Annotated in this window: 18 protein-coding genes; 8 read left to right on the forward strand and 10 right to left on the reverse strand. The window is 43.3% G+C overall.

Annotated features, from left to right (window positions below):
- Nucleotides 1–150: 150 nt before the first annotated feature.
- On the forward strand, nucleotides 151–2010 hold the full coding sequence (locus AB4512_RS07405) for a helix-turn-helix domain-containing protein (protein ID WP_372111051.1): 1860 nt from the start codon (nucleotides 151–153) through the stop codon (nucleotides 2008–2010).
- Between the two features lie 28 nt (nucleotides 2011–2038).
- Here AB4512_RS07405 and AB4512_RS07410 read toward each other — a convergent pair whose 3' ends face one another.
- Entirely contained in the window at nucleotides 2039–2905 is an 867-nt protein-coding gene (locus AB4512_RS07410) for a LysR family transcriptional regulator (RefSeq protein ID WP_372111049.1), read from the reverse strand.
- Between the two features lie 141 nt (nucleotides 2906–3046).
- Here AB4512_RS07410 and AB4512_RS07415 point away from each other — a divergent pair, with 141 nt between their 5' ends.
- Nucleotides 3047–3421 carry a nuclear transport factor 2 family protein gene (locus tag AB4512_RS07415; protein WP_372111046.1) on the forward strand — a complete coding sequence of 125 codons (375 nt, stop codon included), beginning with the start codon at nucleotides 3047–3049 and terminating at the stop codon, nucleotides 3419–3421.
- A 204-nt stretch (nucleotides 3422–3625) separates the two neighbouring features.
- On the opposite strand, the gene proX is transcribed toward AB4512_RS07415, so the two are convergent.
- From proX to proV, 3 genes are read right to left on the reverse strand one after another with little or no spacing between them, the layout of a single operon-like run.
- Entirely contained in the window at nucleotides 3626–4633 is a 1008-nt protein-coding gene (proX, locus tag AB4512_RS07420; protein WP_017065955.1) for a glycine betaine/L-proline ABC transporter substrate-binding protein ProX, read from the reverse strand.
- Nucleotides 4626–5720 carry a glycine betaine/L-proline ABC transporter permease ProW gene (proW, locus tag AB4512_RS07425; protein WP_102333175.1) on the reverse strand — a complete coding sequence of 365 codons (1095 nt, stop codon included), beginning with the start codon at nucleotides 5718–5720 and terminating at the stop codon, nucleotides 4626–4628. The genes proX and proW overlap by 8 nt, the downstream gene beginning before the upstream one ends.
- Nucleotides 5721–5723: 3 nt before the next feature.
- Nucleotides 5724–6911 carry a glycine betaine/L-proline ABC transporter ATP-binding protein ProV gene (gene proV / locus AB4512_RS07430; RefSeq protein WP_372111044.1) on the reverse strand — a complete coding sequence of 396 codons (1188 nt, stop codon included), beginning with the start codon at nucleotides 6909–6911 and terminating at the stop codon, nucleotides 5724–5726.
- 639 nt (nucleotides 6912–7550) lie between these two features.
- Between proV and AB4512_RS07435 the strand changes: the two genes are divergently transcribed.
- A complete protein-coding gene (locus AB4512_RS07435) occupies nucleotides 7551–8288 on the forward strand; it encodes an HAD-IIB family hydrolase (RefSeq protein ID WP_017068049.1) in 738 nt (245 codons plus the stop codon).
- Between the two features lie 40 nt (nucleotides 8289–8328).
- Here the strand turns inward: AB4512_RS07435 and AB4512_RS07440 are convergent, their stop codons facing one another.
- From AB4512_RS07440 to AB4512_RS07450, 3 genes are all read right to left on the reverse strand, one after another.
- On the reverse strand, nucleotides 8329–8541 hold the full coding sequence (locus AB4512_RS07440; RefSeq protein WP_017071930.1) for a TIGR02450 family Trp-rich protein: 213 nt from the start codon (nucleotides 8539–8541) through the stop codon (nucleotides 8329–8331).
- A 141-nt stretch (nucleotides 8542–8682) separates the two neighbouring features.
- The gene (locus AB4512_RS07445; protein WP_017071931.1) at nucleotides 8683–11130 is read right to left on the reverse strand and encodes a molybdopterin guanine dinucleotide-containing S/N-oxide reductase; all 2448 of its coding nucleotides are present in this window, start codon (nucleotides 11128–11130) and stop codon (nucleotides 8683–8685) included.
- Between the two features lie 22 nt (nucleotides 11131–11152).
- Nucleotides 11153–12247, reverse strand: a complete 1095-nt coding sequence (locus AB4512_RS07450) for a NapC/NirT family cytochrome c (protein WP_017060332.1) — start codon at nucleotides 12245–12247, stop codon at nucleotides 11153–11155.
- Nucleotides 12248–12554: 307 nt separating this feature from the next.
- Between AB4512_RS07450 and AB4512_RS07455 the strand changes: the two genes are divergently transcribed.
- Nucleotides 12555–12830 carry a nitrogenase-stabilizing/protective protein NifW gene (locus tag AB4512_RS07455; RefSeq protein WP_102333174.1) on the forward strand — a complete coding sequence of 92 codons (276 nt, stop codon included), beginning with the start codon at nucleotides 12555–12557 and terminating at the stop codon, nucleotides 12828–12830.
- A 135-nt stretch (nucleotides 12831–12965) separates the two neighbouring features.
- Nucleotides 12966–14090 carry a M14-type cytosolic carboxypeptidase gene (locus AB4512_RS07460; RefSeq protein WP_136974637.1) on the forward strand — a complete coding sequence of 375 codons (1125 nt, stop codon included), beginning with the start codon at nucleotides 12966–12968 and terminating at the stop codon, nucleotides 14088–14090.
- A gap of 142 nt (nucleotides 14091–14232) precedes the next feature.
- On the opposite strand, the gene AB4512_RS07465 is transcribed toward AB4512_RS07460, so the two are convergent.
- Both AB4512_RS07465 and AB4512_RS07470 read right to left on the reverse strand, forming a co-directional pair.
- On the reverse strand, nucleotides 14233–14589 hold the full coding sequence (locus tag AB4512_RS07465) for a hypothetical protein (RefSeq protein ID WP_017060329.1): 357 nt from the start codon (nucleotides 14587–14589) through the stop codon (nucleotides 14233–14235).
- A gap of 267 nt (nucleotides 14590–14856) precedes the next feature.
- Nucleotides 14857–15483: a LysE family translocator gene (locus AB4512_RS07470; RefSeq protein ID WP_372174700.1), complete on the reverse strand. Its 627-nt coding sequence runs from the start codon at nucleotides 15481–15483 to the stop codon at nucleotides 14857–14859.
- Nucleotides 15484–15692: 209 nt separating this feature from the next.
- Here AB4512_RS07470 and AB4512_RS07475 point away from each other — a divergent pair, with 209 nt between their 5' ends.
- From AB4512_RS07475 to AB4512_RS07485, 3 genes are all read left to right on the forward strand, one after another.
- Nucleotides 15693–16931 (forward strand): DEAD/DEAH box helicase, encoded by a 1239-nt coding sequence (locus AB4512_RS07475; RefSeq protein ID WP_017071932.1) that lies wholly within the window; start codon nucleotides 15693–15695, stop codon nucleotides 16929–16931.
- 253 nt (nucleotides 16932–17184) lie between these two features.
- On the forward strand, nucleotides 17185–17406 hold the full coding sequence (locus AB4512_RS07480; RefSeq protein ID WP_017057116.1) for a hypothetical protein: 222 nt from the start codon (nucleotides 17185–17187) through the stop codon (nucleotides 17404–17406).
- 127 nt (nucleotides 17407–17533) lie between these two features.
- On the forward strand, nucleotides 17534–17836 hold the full coding sequence (locus tag AB4512_RS07485; protein ID WP_017065764.1) for a thiamine-binding protein: 303 nt from the start codon (nucleotides 17534–17536) through the stop codon (nucleotides 17834–17836).
- 57 nt (nucleotides 17837–17893) lie between these two features.
- Here AB4512_RS07485 and AB4512_RS07490 read toward each other — a convergent pair whose 3' ends face one another.
- Nucleotides 17894–18061: a hypothetical protein gene (locus AB4512_RS07490; RefSeq protein WP_017060325.1), complete on the reverse strand. Its 168-nt coding sequence runs from the start codon at nucleotides 18059–18061 to the stop codon at nucleotides 17894–17896.
- Between the last annotated feature and the right edge of the window lie 32 nt (nucleotides 18062–18093).

Below are 18093 nucleotides of genomic sequence, written 5' to 3' on the forward strand. Positions count from 1 at the left end.
AGCCTATTAGGGACATGCGCAACATACAGTTCAAATAATCCGAACAATTAACATCTGTAAAAAACAAATTACTGAAGATGTTAAATAGAGAATCTGATGTCTAAATTAGAATCAAGACATTGAGTTAATTATCAGAAGGTTAATGTTTTAATGAGTGAGTTTTCACAGTTGTTACGTAACTTCAGAAAGGAACTTCAATTTACACAAACAGAGTTTGCAACCTACTTAAATCAGCTGGACGACGAGTTTAATGCGGTTGACGTCGTAACGATAAATCGTTGGGAAAACAGTAAGGTAAAGCCTAGTACATACAAAGCACTCAAGATATTACAGTACCTTGGCGGAGATTTGTTTGAGACAATAAGGAGCTTTAATTCCGAACAAAAAGACACGTTAATCGAACTGTTTTTAAACGAATCCTATGGCTCATTTCAAAGTAGAATTTCAGCTCTATCAGGCCTGAATCAACAACAAGGCAAACGCAACTTTAAGTCACTGCCTTTAATGTCAGAGCCGTGTGACACTGGCGTTATCGACAGAATCAAACTACTTTCTAAATTCACAAAAGTCGATATTTCGCCATTGGACCAAATTGATTTATATCTCTACTACTGTGAGAAAAAAGCACATGGTCACAAACTGATCAATGTAGATGGTGACATTGTGAGTCACAACGTAGGCTTTTTCTTTGAAGACCATCAATTTGAAACATTAAAAACTCAAGAGCTAGATCTAAGAATGGCCTGCTCTTTAAATTCAAGCAAAAGCATAAATTATTTTAATATAAGCTCACACTCAGAGACAAGAGATCATGTTATTGAGCATATAGTTTCAGATATACAGTTACTTTCTCAGAACAAAAACATTAAAAAATATTCTGTTTTAGTAAAAGACCCCAATATGATGAGACTCTTGAAGAGTGTGGGGTTTGAAGTATTTAAATTTTCAGAACCTTCTGCTAAAAAATGTAATATTACATTCAAAAATAAATATTATAGCTACTGTATATTAACGATTGATAAAATAGACTATCTGACTAATCGGAACGTAATGTCACTAATCAAAAATGAATATTCTACCATGATGAAATTTCCGCAATTACTGCGCGAAGCGCGCAAAAAATTGAAGTTAACGCAAAAGGATTTTGCGGCATACATTAATCACTTAGATGATGAATTCAGCTCTGTAGATGTCGTAACGATAAATCGATGGGAAAATAGCAAAGTAAAACCAAGTAATTACAAAGCCCTAAAGCTATTGGACTGCCTTGGTCTGGACTTGTATACAACGTTGAAATCCTTTGATTCAGAAGATAACGAAGACAGTGCATTACTTGAAGACTTCCTTCGTGAGAGGTTCTTTTCGTTTCAAAGCCGAATATCGTCTATCTCTAAAGGGGAAATAGAAGAAGGCTGCGACTGTCAGATCATGCCACTAATGACAGATCAGAATGACAAAGCAGTAATAGATAGAATAAAGCTGATTTCACAATATACAAAGATGGATCCTTCAGCCCTTGATACCATAGATCTGTTTCTCTATTGCAGTGAAAAAAAGGCGCATGGCAGAAAAATGGTCGATGTTAATGGCGATATTGTTAGTCATAGCCTAGGTTTTTTCTTCAACGAAGAGGTGTTCGAGCAATACCAAAATAAGCATCTACATATTAAGCAAGCTTGCTCTTTAGATTCTAACCAGAACTTAAATTACATTGTGGTTAGCGGTCACTCTGAGAAGCGCGAACAATCTATTGCGAACCTGATTTCCGATATGAAGCTTCTTGCAAGCAATACTAAGATCAAGAAATTCTCTATGATGATCAAAAACCCAAATGCATTGGAGCTGATGAAAAACCTTGGATTTGAAATATGGAAGTTTTCAGAACCAACAGAACAAAAGTCGAACATCACCTTCAAAAACAAAAACTACCGCTATTGCGTACTGACTATCGACAAGATCGAATTACTGAGTAATAAACATGTTATTTCTTTTATTAGTAAATATGGTTAAGCACCGGATTTTACCAACGATAGAAAGCTTATACTAAATTCTGCTTAAGCTTTTCTTCCAACGCTTGGATACACAGCTTAATGGCGATAGGCGTATTTGAAGCGAATGGATTTAGCGCATAAACCGTGTTGGTGGGTAATTCAAAGCTTGGCAGCACGTCGACAACATCACCAAATAACTGAGGAATGCAGAAATCTGGAATCACACCGATACCAACACCTGATTTAATCAGAGCAAGGCAACTGTGGAACGAATTGGTGACGCAACTAGCTTGCTGTTGGTAGACAAAGTCCTGCTCAGTTTGAGAACTAAAATGATGAGTCACCTGCTTTCCCTGCCATGAGTTAGCAATATAAGGAATTGATTCAAGTTCACGCTCTCGCATGCTTTCTACGCCGCACAACACGTCTTTAAACTCGCCTAACCGTTTCTGCTTAAGATTACTGTCGCGCGAGCTACCCACTCGTACCGCGAGATCAATATCGTGATCCATGAAATCCAAGTGTTGATCATCACTGATCAGCTCAGGCTTTAGTTTCGGGTATTGCTTCATTAAATCCGCAATAACAGGCGCAACCAACAAGTCCATCAGTGCATTTGGAGCAGTAATACGAATCCGACCTTGGGGTTCTTCCAACTCAGCTTTCGCCATATCCCATGCCGATTCGGCGATTACATTAATATCCTTACAGCTTAGATAGAAACGTTCCCCCATACTGGTCAAGGTTTGTCTTCGCGTTGTTCGTTTAAGAAGCGAAGCACCGAGCTCTTGCTCTAAAATTTTTAGATGCTGACTGACAACAGATTTAGACAACTCTAGTTTTTCAGCCGCGGCCGATACTGAGCCTTGTTCCACGATATGAGCGAAAATCGACATCTGCTTTAGCTTACTCATTTTATTGTTCTCTTTTTACAAACAGTATTTTCTATTATCTCTGTTTTTCAAGTTAATTACCAAAGCTAAACTGTATTCAACTTATCGAGATAACCCAATCAAAAACACAGTGTTTCAAAGAAGACTGTTATGGAGAAAACAATGTCAAACAATCAAGTATTAGAAGCGTGTAAGCAAGGCATTAACGCATGGCAAAAAGCATTCAACAGCCAAGACGCGAAAGGTTGTGCAGACCAATATACAGAGAACTGCGTAATGGAAGCGCGTCCATTTGGTACTTTTGAAGGTCATGAAGCGATTCAAGCATTTTGGCAAAACATCATCGACCAAGGTTTCAAAGACGTTGATTACACCGATGTAAAATGGGAAGAGCACCCAGACGGCGGTTACATTCTTACCGCGAGTTGGACAATGAACAAAGCGTTTGGCGTTGTACATCATGAACACTGGGCACTTGAAGCCGATGGCTGCGCTCGCTTAGTCAGCGACAACTTCGAAGTTCAAGGCGAACGCTAGAGCTGTAATTAACAGCTAGAAGCTCAAAAATAGAAACAGAAAACAAAAAGCCAGCAATCCAAATGGACTGCTGGCTTTATAATGTTCACTCTTGTCGCCCTTTCACTTGGTTTGAAGGTGATTGAGTGACTCTACACAATCACTCAACACGCTCATCATTTCAAATCAAAGTGTCTGGTAAGACAGAACAAATACAAGTCAAAGTTACAGTGCTGCTTTCTTCGCTTCTGTAATCCAACCATCGAACGTGCTTTGGTTCGCTTTGATCCAACCGTTTACGTGCGCTTCGATATCCGCAGAGCTGTTCTTACCTTTACTCATCATCATGTTCTGAGCGCTTACATCATTGATGTTAAGTTTGATGATTTCAAAAAGCTTCGCTGCTGATGGGTTGTTCTTAGCAAACTCTTTATTCGCAATAATGCGCATTGAGTTCATTTCGAAGCCGTAGTTTTTGCCGTTAGATAGCGTCGTATCCACGTTCGAACGCTCGCCAGGAAGTGCTGAGAAAGGAACTTCTAACCAAACTACATCTTCGTTAGGCACCAATACGCCACTTACCCAGTAAGGTGTCCACGTGTAGTAAAGGATTGATTCACCCTTTTGGTAACGAGAAATTGTATCTGCAATGATTGCAGCGTAGTTACCTTGGTTGTGAGTTACCGTATCGTCCAGTTTGAACGCTGAAAGTTGGTGTTCAATCACCATCTCACAACCCCAACCTGGGTTACAGCCTGTTAGGTCTGCTTTGCCATCACCGTCCGCATCAAACAGCTTCGCGATTTTTGGATCAGTTAATTGACCAATGTTGGTGATGTTGTACTTTTCAGCCGTTTTCTTATCAATTAGGTAACCTTGAGCAGCGCCGCTTACATATTGGCCTTCACGGTAGAATTTCTCATCACCACCTGCCATTGTGTATTTATCAGCATGAAGCGGGAACCAACCTACCGTTAGGAACGTTGCGTCACCCTTTGCAATCGAGGTGTAGCCTACGTTGTAGTCCACTTCTTGAGTTGATTTCACGTCATAACCCAGTTCTTCTAGAGCACGGTTAACGATCAATGTTTGGAATGTCTCTTCCGCTACAGACGATTGAACAGGCTGAACTGATACGCCATCACCCGGTAGGCTTGCTGCCCACACGTTAGTCGATACCGCTAATGTAGAAACGATGCTTACTGCGAGTTTACTCTTCCATGAATTATTCATTGGTGTTTTTCCTTAATTGAAGTTCTGATTTGTTACCGCGATTAAGTACATTCAGTACAAGGGAAACAGGTCCCATGCGATACCAGCGTAATTTTGTATTACCAGCATTGACACCCAGTACTTGGGTGATTCTGTCTAATAAGATGGCTAAGATAACGATGCCTAAACCACCAACAGCGGCCAGTCCCATATCCAAACGGCCAATACCTCTCAGTACCATTTGACCTAAACCACCTACCGCAATCATTGATGCGATAACCACCATCGATAACGACAACATCAGTGTTTGGTTCACGCCCGCCATGATAGTTGGTAATGCAAGTGGCAGTTGAATTCGGTAAAGCATCTGCTTTTTGCTTGCACCGAATGAGTGACCCGCTTCGATCAATTCTTCCGGAACTTGCTGAATACCCAAGATGGTCAAACGAACAACAGGAGGAAGTGCGAATATGATGGTCACCACGACACCCGGAACGTTACCGATACCAAACAACATGACGATCGGTACTAAATAAACGAAGGCTGGTGTGGTTTGCATAGCATCCAAAATTGGGCGCACGAATTTAGCCGCCGTGTTACTTCGAGCGAGCCATATCCCCATGGGTAAGCCAATCAATAGGCAGAAGAATACGGATGTCATGACCAGTGACAATGTGGTCATTGCTTCAGACCAAGCGCCAATCAAGCCAATGAAAGTCAAAGATACGGCCGTTGCAACGCCAAGCTTCAAGTTTGAAAACTGCCATGCCACTAGAAACAAGATGATCAACATGAATGGTGCTGGCGTAGACACCAACGCCGTTTCAAATGAACTTAGGATAAAATCGATAGGCACACGGATTGCCTGGAATAGTGGGCGTCCGTGCTCAACTAACCAATTCAGTCCAGACTCAACCCAAGTGTCAACAGGCAGCACAGCCTCTGCAAAAGGGTCAAGTGGATCAAAAGGTGTCGTTTCAACGGTTTCGCTGCTTAACCAATCCGCTGACGGTGAGGTATCAGCGGATTGACCCCAAGGATCACTTGCAGGTTGAGCTGGAGGAGCCGATTGAGACCATGGGTCATTATTTGTTTGTTCAGACGACATGATCTACCCCTTATCCAATGTTTGTAACAGTCGTGACTTAGTCACCACGCCAAAGTAATTACCTTGCTCATCCACAACAGGCACTGAGTAAGGCACACCACCAACTAGGCCAAGCACATCATTGATTGGTAAATCAGGGTTCAGCGTTAGTCCATCATCGAGCTGTGCGCTGATGAGTGATTTGTTCTCTTTGTGGGCTTTACGAAGCGAGTCGATAGAGACAATGCCGGAGTAACGGCTGCTCTTCTCAACTACGATGCCGTACTTGCGGTCGTTATCCATCAAAATTTGTAGAGCGGACGCTGGGCCATCGTGTTCTGATTTTTTAAATACCGCAGCTGGCTTCTTACGCGCAATGTCTTTCACAGTAAGTACGCTTGCTACGTTCACACCACGGAAGAAAGCTTCGACATAATCATTCGCTGGGTTACTAAGAATATCGTCTGGAGTACCGACTTGAACCACTTCGCCATTTTGCATAATCGCAATTCGGTCACCGATACGCATCGCTTCATCCAAATCATGCGAGATAAAAACAATGGTTCGTTTATCGTCATTTTGAAGGCGAATAAGCTCATCTTGCATTTCAGTACGAATCAAAGGATCGAGCGCCGAGAACGCTTCGTCCATCAACAAGATATCTGGGTCACATGCTAGTGCACGAGCCAAACCAACACGCTGCTTCATACCACCAGACAACTCATCTGGGTAAGATTCTGAATATGAGCCAAGGCCAACACGCTCAAGTGCTTCAAGTGCTGATTGCTTTCGTTGTTCAACTTCAACACCCGCAAGCTCTAGACCAAACGCGGCATTCTCGATAACCGTCATATGCGGCATCAAAGCGAAATTTTGGAAAACCATGGAGATGTTGTTGCGGCGAACTTCGCGGAGTTCATCTTCTGAGATGTGGGCAATGTCTTTGCCTCGAAGAAGCACATTGCCTTTGGTAGGTTCGATCAAGCGGTTAAGAAGGCGTACTAGGGTTGATTTGCCAGATCCTGACAGTCCCATTATGACGAAAATCTCGCCTTCTTGAATACTAAGAGAAACATCGTTAACGCCGATCGTTAGCCCTGTTTCTTCGAAAACTTTATCTTTATTTGCGCCTTCATTAATCATTGTAAAAGCACGGTCGGTGTCTTCACCAAACACCTTGTACAGTCCCTTAACTTCCAGTATGGGATCCATGTAATCTAATCCTTTATCAGTTATTTAAACTTAAATTGGTTATTTAAACCCGAAAAACAATTAGTACTCTAAGTAATTGACACGTGTAAATCAAGGTTCTTCGTTCGGTAAAACAAGGCAACAGACTGAAACCAGACCAGCAACAACAAGACCAAAAATAAGCAAAAACAAAGCAAGCTACTGATAATAAAAGGGATAAATTAGATAAGCGTACGGCCAATATTATGTATTACGTAGTCGTAGATTATTGAATATTAATTTTACATTAGAGTGATTAATAGGATGAATGAACCAACAAAAGCCATAATTAGTTCGTGCACAAATAATTCGAGCACGAACTATTTATTAAGCTTTCATGATGTTTCCGAGGCGAAAGTTCGCTCGGTAAAAAATATAAGATCAACTCTCAATCTCTACCTAAAAACCAAAGGTCAACCGGCTAAAGTCAGCGAGTTGAAATCAACCTTTTCAACCAAGAATTTTAATACGTCACACCAACTGTGATACTTGCTGCAAACTGTCAATTGGTGATTATCTAAGCTGAACTTCAACTTGTAGAGTGCTCATTGCTGAGCCATTCTTTATAAAAGAAATAAGCATTTTCCCGTGACGAAATAGAGAAAAAGACAAGGAATTCGAATGATAAAAATGTTGGTGTGTGACTTTGACGGTACGCTTGATGGAGGCTCATCTCACGGTGTTAACCAGCTATTTGATTACCTCACAGAACAACCTGATATTCGCTTTATCATCGCGACAGGAAGAACATTACCTTCGATTCGAATGGGTTTAGAATCGGATAACTACCCGAAGCCACACAGTATTATTAGCGATGTGGGCACCAAAATTCATCATGTTCATTCCCAAAAACCAGACCATGTTTGGCATAACCAACTGGAAGCTTCTTGGAACAAATCAAGGGTAGAGACGGCTCTCGCCCCCCTTGATTTTATGGGTGAACGCATAGAAAACCATCAAGGCGATTACAAGATCACCTTTGAAGGAAAGCTTTCAGAGCCTCAACACGAACTGATTGAATCTAGCTTGGAGATGCACGGATTAGATGTTCACCTGACTTACTCTCATGATTGGTACTTAGATATCACACCAAAAGGCGTAAACAAGGCGACTGCGATTCACCACCTACTCGAACAACACGATTTGAGCGTTGCAGAAGTGTGCGTCGCAGGTGACTCAGCTAACGACACCTCAATGCTCACCATTGAAGGCGTAAACTCGATACTGGTTGCTAACCATTACCCAGAGGTTGCTCACCTATCGGATAGAGACAACGTATACACGAGTAGAGCAACACATGCTGAGGGTGTCTTAGAAGGCCTTAAATACTGGCAAGGGCGTGCAGCAGCGGGTAATTAGAAATAAGTAGAGGTGACCGACTGCTCCCTACTTGCTATCCTTATTTCCAACCGGGAAGCCAATGATCCTTGTCGGTGAGATCCCGCCAGTTGATGTCTTCCTCTCGTTTGGTCATCACCGCTTCTATTAAACAACGAATGACCTCCCCTTCTTCAAACTCGACCTCTGTGACCATGAAGTGTTTTTCTTTCTTTATTGGGCTAACGGCCGTCCATTTACTGCGAAGTAGTTTCTTTGGATTGATTCGATTCATGAGCTTACTTCTCGCTTAGATGTCATTGATTATTATGGGATGTCTAGCCGACATTGAGTAATAGTCTTCATCGCAAGAAAAGGATCAAAAAAAGCCAGCGATTAGGCTGGCTTCATTCAGTTAGCTATTACTTGTTAAAGATTAGCCGTTTTTAGGTGGATCAAATGCCGTGAGTTCTAATACTGGACCTGTGTATTTTTCAATCTTCACAAGCGCAGAGTTTGCAGCACAGCCATTCGCCAAACGAGAAGTCGGGATATCTAACGTAAGCACGTTACAGCCACCGTTTTTACATAGGCCTGTCTCTTTATCTAAATCAGGCCAACCGCCTTCATGGATACATACAGAGCCTTGTTTGATGCCGTCCGTCACTAATGCACCCACCAATACTTGTCCACGACCATTATGTGCACGAACCAAGTCACCCGTTTTAATGCCTCGAGCTTTCGCATCTTCAGGGTGAATTGAAATCGGTTCACGGTCTGCAATCGCATACTCTTCGCGGATCTTCGCGTAGTTGAACTGGCTATGCAGACGGTGCGCGGCGTGCGCTGTCATCAGTTGCAGTTCGCCATCTTTAGCGTTGCCTGTGTACTCTGTTGGTTCTAACCAAGTTGGGTGTGCAGGGCAATCATCTAGTTGGTAACCTTCAATGGTTCTTGAGAATATCTCGAACTTGCCACTTGGTGTACCTAGTGGGTTCATGATTGGGTTCTCACGAAAATCAGCGTAACGAACAAACTGTGCGTTCTTCTCGTTCCACTTCATCTCGATCAACTGATTATCTTCCCAGAACTTGCTGAAGTTAGGCATTACGATACGCTGACCACGACCACCTTGCTGTGCGGTTTTGTAGAAACCATACAGCCATTCCATCTCGGTCTTGCCTTCGGTGTACACATCACGACCACCCGGAGCAAGTAACTCAGACATGTCCGCAAATACATCGAAATCGTTACGAGCTTCACCTTGTGGCTCAACCACTTTCTTCATTGGCACTAAGTGTTGGTTACTGTAGTCACCCGTCATCGTCATATCATTACGTTCAAACGATGTAGTAATTGGCAGAACAATATCCGCGTGCTTAGCTGCTGCTGTCCAGTAAGGTTCTGAGATAACAATCAGCTCAGGCTTTTGCCAAGCTTTGATCAAGCGGTTGGTATCTTGGTGGTGAGTAAAGTTCGCACCGCCTGCCCACCAGATCATTTTGATCTCTGGGAACGTTAGGTTGTGACCATTGTGATGGTAGCTTGAACCCGGGTTTTCTAGCGCTTCAACAATACGCGCTACAGGGAATGCGTTCACAGATCCTGAAACAGCCCAATCGTTACCCGCCGAAGAACCACCGCCAAGTGACGCTGAAATCGCAGGAAGTACGCCTGCATCACGAGCAGGGTTACCACCGTTTGAGTAGTGGTAAGAAAGACCGAAACCACCACCAGGCAAGCCAACTTGACCTAGCATTGTCGCTAGCGTAACCAACATCCAGTGACGTTGTTCACCGTATTGTTGACGCTGCATACCCCAGCCAGACATCAGCATAGTACGGTTCTTACTGAAGATATCCGCAAGTAGCTCAAGCTGCTTCACTGGCACACCACAGATCTCAGACGCCCACTCAGCAGATTTTTCTACGCCGTCTTCCTTACCCATCAAGTAAGCTTCGAATACGTCGTAACCTGTTGTGTATTTACCCAAGAATTCTTTATCGTGCTTGCCCTGTTTCACTAACGTGTGTGCGATACCCATCATCATGGCTACGTCAGTCATTGGGTGAGGAGCAATCCACTCTGCGTTGTCACCAAAAAACTCGATAGTCTCAGAGCGCATTGGGTCAATCGCAATCACTGTCTTGCCCGACTTCTTCAACTGGTGGAAGAACTCAAGACCTGCACAGTCGGTTGAGCTCCAAGCGATCTTCAAGGTGTTAATTGGGTTTAGGCCCCAAAGTACCACCACATCACTGTGCTCAAGGATAACTGGGTAAGTCGTCTGCTGTTCATACACCTCAATCGAACCCACAACGTGCGGCATGATAACTTGCGCAGCACCTGTTGAGTAATCACCTAAGTGACCAGAGTAACCACCAGCCATGCTCATGTAACGTTGTAGAAGCGTTTGCGCTTTGTGCAGAACACCACTTGAACGCCAGCCATAAGAGCCTGCGAATACAGATTCCGCACCGTGCTCTTGACGAATACGTGAGTGTTGTTGGTGAATCAATTTGTACACTTCATCCCAAGAGATACGAACAAATTCATCACTACCACGTACACCTTCAGGTGCAGATGGGTTAGCCAAGTAGCCTTTACGAACCATAGGGTACTTAACACGCGCTTTGGTGTGTACTTGATCAGGGCCTGTGGTCTGCAGGCTATTTGGAACCGTTTGTGCCAGTGCATTCGTCGTCGACACTAACTTGCCATCTTTCACTTCACACAGCATTGGTCCCATACGACCTGATGTTAGAACACCAGAACCACGTTTGTCCGAAGCAATTGCGCTCATCGGCGTCAAAGATGTGAATGCCAACGCACCAGCTGTAATACCTGTGCCTTTCATAAATCCACGACGTGTCATATTAGTCATAATTTTATCCTTCTAATTCTCTTTAGTGACCAACAACGTCTTTCGCGTGGTTTTGGAAGTACTTAGTCAGCAGCTCAAGGTTTTGCTCAGAAATGTCTGTACGGTCGCCCATACTTTTCGCAACAGGCCCCCAAGCATTCACAGTGAAGTGGTTTGAAGGAATTTTCGCGTGACACGTTGCACAGTAAACGTTGTCCAACTCTTCTGCGTAAGACCAGATTGGGTCTAGTTTATCGACAACTGGAGAAGTGATATCACCCGTTAGCGCAACTGAACGCCACTCGTTACCATAAGCATCTGCTTTATAGTCACCAGTAGTCAGTGCTTCTTGACCTTTGTCTGTCAATGTCGCAACGATTGCACGTTGGCCTTCACCGAAGTAAAGCACTTGCTCTGCACCTTTCATTTGGAATGCATTCAAAGTCACAGTACGGTTGTCGCCTTCAGCCTTAACCACTTGCAGTTCTGCTGTTGGGTTTACACTGCCGAAGTCACCCATTGCGATATCGGTTACTGGGTAAACCACTTTCGCATCTGCTGGCGTGTTTTTCGTAAATGCGATCAGGGTATCGAACGCTTTGCTATCTAGCTGAGCTTCAGGAGCAAAATGTGCAACGCCTTTGTGACAATCGATACACGTTTGGTTATTTTCACGACCATAAGCATGCATTTTTGCTGCATCACGAGATTGCTCGAACTCTTCCATTGCATCGAATTCGTGACAAGAGCGACAAGTCGCTGAGTCATTCTCGCGGAATTGAGCCCAAACTGTCTCAGCCATCTCTTCACGGTGTGCTTCATATTTCTCAGGCGTGTCTATCTTACCTGAAATAAATTCGTGGTAGATGTCTTTGGACGCTCTTACTTTGGTGATCACGTAGTCAATCGGATCAGTTGGAATGTGGCAATCGGCACATTCAGCTCGAATGCCTTTTGCGTTACTGAAGTGTACAGAACCTTGGTATTCTTTGTGGGGTGCTTCCATTGTGTGGCAAGAAACACAAAACTCAGTGCTCGATGTATAGTGCATAACGGCTGCAGTTCCCCCTAAGGTTAACCAGCCAATACCTATACCAACCGCCGCTATTAGTGCGATATAACGTTTTTTTATTGTCATAATTCTTAATCATCTTCAACAATTGGTTACAATTAAGATCAGAATAGTACTTTAGGGGTAGATCAGTTTGATTTGGATCATAAATCGCATTCTGAGGAACAAAAATTGAACCTTTATGAGAACCCAAGGTCACTTCACGAAATTATTCCCCACCAGATACAATCACCCACCAAATAAGAGGCAGCGGTTAAATATTCATTATTGATTAATCCAACATCAACGAGACAAAACGGCTTTCTAAGTCAAAGAAGTAAATTGTAAATCTATTACAATATTGGCTATCTATTTTTCATAAACTCCTCACTCAATGAGCCAAACAGAATTCCAACAAAAAATAGCGAGTTTCACTGCCATCGAACAAGCGCTTGATTACTTTGAGATTGGCTTTGATAGCAAGTTCATCGACCAAAATAGAGTCGAGCTTATGAAACGCTTTAATGGTTATCTGATCCTGTCAAAACCCGATGATTGGTTCTCTGGACGAAGAGCGCTGAAAAACGCTTATTGTAAGGTTCAACGCAGCAAGTTAGATCGCCACACACGTTCAGCCTGTCGTGGGTGTACAACTTGTCAGCGTCGATAGATAGGAAGTACTGCTCAAAGTAGAGAACTAAAAAGTAGATAGTTGAAATAACATCTCATTCCGATTTAGTTAGTGGTTTGCTCGAAAAAAAGTGTGCTAGTCTTACGGCAACTCAACTACGAGATAAAAACTACAATGAAAATTTTCAGCAATTTCGAAAGCGGCAACATTCACGTCGTTTCTGCAGATTCACCACAAAACATTCAACTGACTATCCCAGCAGACTACCAAACTGAAATCTCTCAGTGGTTTCACTTCCGCTTAGAAAGTGAAGCTCAACAAGCTCACCACTTTGAAATCGGTCAATTGGCAACATCTGCCTACCCTGAAGGCTGGAAAGATTACGATGTAGTTGCATCGTATGACCGTGAAGAGTGGTTCCGTATCCCATCTCAGTTCGATGGCGATACATTAAGCTTCGATATCATCCCTGAACACGATTCAATGTACTTCGCGTACTTCGCGCCGTACTCATACGATCGTCACCAAGATCTTCTGCACAATGCTCAAACGCACCCTGCTTGTAAGCTTGAAACTCTAGGTCAGACGCTAGACAACAACGACATCACTTTGCTAACCATCGGCGAGCCAAGTGAAGAGAAGAAAAACATCTGGGTTATTGGTCGCCAACACCCTGGCGAGACGATGGCTGAATGGCTGATCGAAGGCCTGCTACAACGCCTACTTGATGAAACAGATACGGTTGGTCGCTCTCTTCTAGACAGCGTTGTGTTCAGAGTTGTACCAAACATGAACCCAGATGGCAGCATCCGCGGTCACCTGCGTACTAACGCGATTGGCGTAAACCTGAACCGTGAATGGCAATCACCTTCTATGGAACGCAGCCCAGAGGTATTCCTTGTTCGCGAGCGTATGCTGGAAACGGGCGTTGACCTGTGTCTAGATATTCACGGCGACGAAGCGATTCCATATAACTTTGTAGCAGGTAGCGAAGGCACACCTTCTTACAACGAGCGCATCGCGAAGCTAGAGAGCCACTTCAAGCAAGCACTGCTCACTATCACGCCAGAGTTCCAAGATGAATTTGGTTACGATAAAGACGAACCAGGCAAAGCAAACATGACAGTTGGCACAAACTGGATTGGTGAGCAATTCAAGTGTTTGGCTTACACCGTCGAGATGCCATTTAAAGATCACATCAGTCACGCTGACGAACTTTACGGCTGGTCTCCAGAACGAAGTGTCGCGTTTGGTCACGACATGCTAGCCGCAGTTTGGGCTACAGTAGACGAGCTATAAGGCGAACTAAGCTCATTAGCTTTACCTGTATCGCCTTTGGTTTATAAGAATCTGGGCTATAGATAGAACAAAGCCCAGCACTTGTGAAAGTGCTGGTTTTTTAATATCGGCTTGGATGAGTGAATCTAACTTTAAAAGCTTTCTATGCCACTCTGAGGCTAGCAAAAAACACTGGGTATCTTTGCCTAATGTGGCGTTGTTCAGACACCATATCTTTGAAGCTTGGGCCTTGTGATAACTGAACGATCACTTCGTCACCTTCTTGTCGCAATACAGCACCGCTAATATCGATACTGTTGTTGTCATGCAACCTCAAGGTGCCGGCCATTGAAAAGCCACGATAAACCGGAATGATGTTACGCATCATCAGGCGTACACCCTTTTCAGAAACTTCGCTGACATGAAAAAGCTCATCCTTAATTCGCATCACCGGACGAGCCTTTTGAGGGTACTTTAAGCGGTAATATTTGCGTTTCTGGGTGAATGAATCTTCACGCATTAGTGACTCCCTGTCTCTGTTATTTCGGTCAAGCAATAGGCTGTAGCTTCAATTGGTCTCAAATAAACACATTCACCAAATTGATAGCTAATAATTATATCGACTTCCCGAGCTAATGCTTTAGAGATTTATACAGAGAAACACGGATTGCTTAGCATTCAGTAAAAAATGAGAACTGAATCGGAAATGAAAACTAAGATGGAAACGAGAACTAAGCCGGAAATGAACTGAACCAATAGCTAAAAACCCAATTCTTCGCATCGCACCCTAAAGCTGAAACAATGCCAACTGAATGCTGAAGCCCACGAATAGAATCCCACACACAATGTTCACCATTTGCGAGGTGCGCTTTTGAACTAACAAGCGCTTAAAGGTATCCGCCATTAAGATCACAACTAAGAACCACATCGACACCACTGACGCTTGAATTGCACCAAGTATCAAACTGTCTGTCACAATCGCATCTGTTGAAACAAATTGAGGGAATATAGAAAGATAAAACAGGACAATTTTAGGATTCAGTAGATTAGTGAGAAGCCCTTTGAAAAACTGATGATATAGCTTACTTCCCGATGCGCTCACCACAGAGAGCACGCCCTCTTGAGCGCGCAGCGCCGCACGAAAATGGTTATACCCAAGCCAGACAAGATACAAAACCCCAGCCCACTTTAGCCCTTCAAAGGCCATGGGAGTGTTCGACAGTAATAAGCTTATGCCGTTAGCCGAGATAAAGGCATGAAAAAAGAAACCACATGACACGCCCAACACGTTCACAAATGCGAACAGCTTCCTTTGAGTTAAGGCTGTGCTTAATACCAACAGCGCATTTGGGCCCGGGATAATGGCAATAAAAAACACGATAACGATAAACAGCCAGATACTGTCCCAACACATTTCGATCTCATTTCATGAACATTTTTAGGGCGGACATTGTACGTCCATTCAGTGCCATTACAATATGATAAACGCTTAATTATCGCGTATAGCTAACAGACATAATTCGCGCGTATAATGAATGTGTTTATCGTCTAACATACAAAACTGATTCTCTAACATTTGTAGCCCTGATAGACTCCACCTCCTTTTTGATACTTGGTTCATTTATGTCATTTGATAGCCTAACCCTTAACGCAAAAACCGTCTCCGCGCTCTCATCTCAATTCAATAAGCCGACAGAGATACAGCAAGCGGTAATTCCTACCATTATTGCGGGGAAAGACGTACTCGCATTGGCTCAAACGGGCAGCGGTAAAACATTGGCGTTCGGCTTACCTTTACTGAATAACATCAACCAAGATGTGAATGAACTGCAAGCACTGATCATTGTTCCAACCCGTGAACTTGCATCTCAAGTGACCAAATCTTTAGAACCGATCGCGACAACGCTCAATATCAAATTGGTAACGCTAACGGGCGGCGTAAATACTGATGATCAACAGCAACAATTATCGACTAAACCACAATTAGCCATCGCCACACCGGGCCGCCTACTTGCTTTAATCAAAAGTGATGAACTGGATATAGCTCGGTGTTCATCATTGGTTCTTGATGAAGCCGACCGCCTGATCGACATGGGATTTTGGCCAGATATTCAAGCGATTACTTCAGCACTACCGAGCAAACGTCAGTCACTGTTGTTCTCTGCGACACTTCCGCCCGAATTAGTAGGTCAGGCTGAAGAGCTTCTTTCAAATCCAGTTAAGGTCACGACACATCAAGAAAACAGCGTGGTCGCGGCTATTGAAGAAACCCTGTATTTAGTGAACAAAGGCAGTAAAGCTCAAGCGCTCATCGCACTACTCAATCAACACACATGGCCGCAAGTATTGGTATTTATTGGCGCAAAAGACAATGCCGATGCATTAACCAAACGATTGAATAAAGCCAAAATCAGTGTGAGTGCGTTACATGGAAATAAGAGCCAAGAAGAACGAGAGCAAGCATTAGAAAGTTTCAAAAATGGCGAGACTCGTGTGCTTATCGCGACAGACGTGATGGCTAGAGGCATTCATATTGATCAATTACCTGTCGTAATTAACTTCGAATTACCTTCTCACTCAGCAACTTACGTACACCGCGTTGGTCGTACAGCAAGAGCAGGAAGTACTGGCTGCGCGGTCTCTCTGGTTAGCCACAGCGAAACTGACTACCTCAATGCGATTCGCACCTTGACCAATAAGCCGTTAGTGCTGCAACCATTAGAGGGTTTCCCGGTTACCGACAAACCTGCATCTGAAACGACCGCTCGCAAGCGTCCACCTAAAGATAAAATGGCCAATCGAAGAACAGCTAAAAAGAAAAGCATTAAGCAATTTAAAAGCAAACCAAATAGCTCTAAGTAACCAGAAATAACTCTAAGTAACCAGAAATAGAATGGTCAGCTCAGTTTGTACTGGGCTTTTTTATATGCAACAAAATACAAATTCACACCCAAAAACTTCCCTAAAGTTGCCAACTTAAATGACACTTTTGTGAATTATGATGCCAACGTATTGATTCTTGGTTGCTCAAAAAAAATACTCTTAAATCACGTTGACGCCCCTATATCTAGCAACTAGATTTTTCTATTAGTGTCTACAACAGGAGGTCATTGAAATGAAACGTGCTAGCTCTACATATCGATTACAACTGATTAAGGAAGTGGCAACTCGCCGAGATCGTCAACGTTCCAATGACCCGATGGCAAACTACATACAAACCCTAATAGATAATAAAGATGATTGTGATACTTCGGTTGAACGCAACCAGAGGTTCAGTGGCAGTCATTTTGATGAGCACATAGGTGGTTGGGTAAGTGACCACTGGGGTAACAAGTAGGACAAAGAGAGTAATCCAACCAGCATAATCGCTGTAGAATTCGTCTCCGAATTAACCTATCATCTGCAACAATTCCCTATCCTAGAGTAAGCAGAAAGTGTCTGAGTTAAAAAGAGAAAAAGAAGTGATGGTTGCCTTCCAAGTGATACCTCGCGTTAAAGAAGGCAACAACTTCGAAGTGGTTGATAAAGCCATTGAAGTTGTGAAAGCTGCCGATGTGCCTTTCCAAGTCGGTGCGATGGAAACTACGATGAAAGGTGAACTCAACCAATTACTCGATATCGTTAAAAAAGCAGAACAAGCTTGCTACGATGCAGGGGCGGTAGAAGTGATCACAAACATTAAGATTCACAGTAAAACCACCGAGGCCGATGATACATTTTGCACGTACCATCGTGGTGTAACGAAAGCGAATCACATGTTTGTTTAATCACATTTTTGTTTCTGAAAACTGAGCTTTAAGAAAGGCTCTGAAGAACCAGTGGTGTTATTGGAAAGGCATGTCTGAGAGGTGAGAAAGGATTTCCATTCGTTCTTCTTCTGACATCGAATGCCAATCACGCGGAGTCTCTTCAGGGTCATCTTTTGCCCCGATCGGTTTTCGGTCAAGTGCTTTGACTGGCTCTTTTTTGATTTTTACGTTCTTTTTATTCATACCGACACCACTCCTTCAGGTACAAAGGTACC

The sequence above is a fragment of the Vibrio sp. 10N.222.52.B7 genome (assembly GCF_041474275.1).
GTDB lineage: Bacteria > Pseudomonadota > Gammaproteobacteria > Enterobacterales > Vibrionaceae > Vibrio > Vibrio crassostreae_C.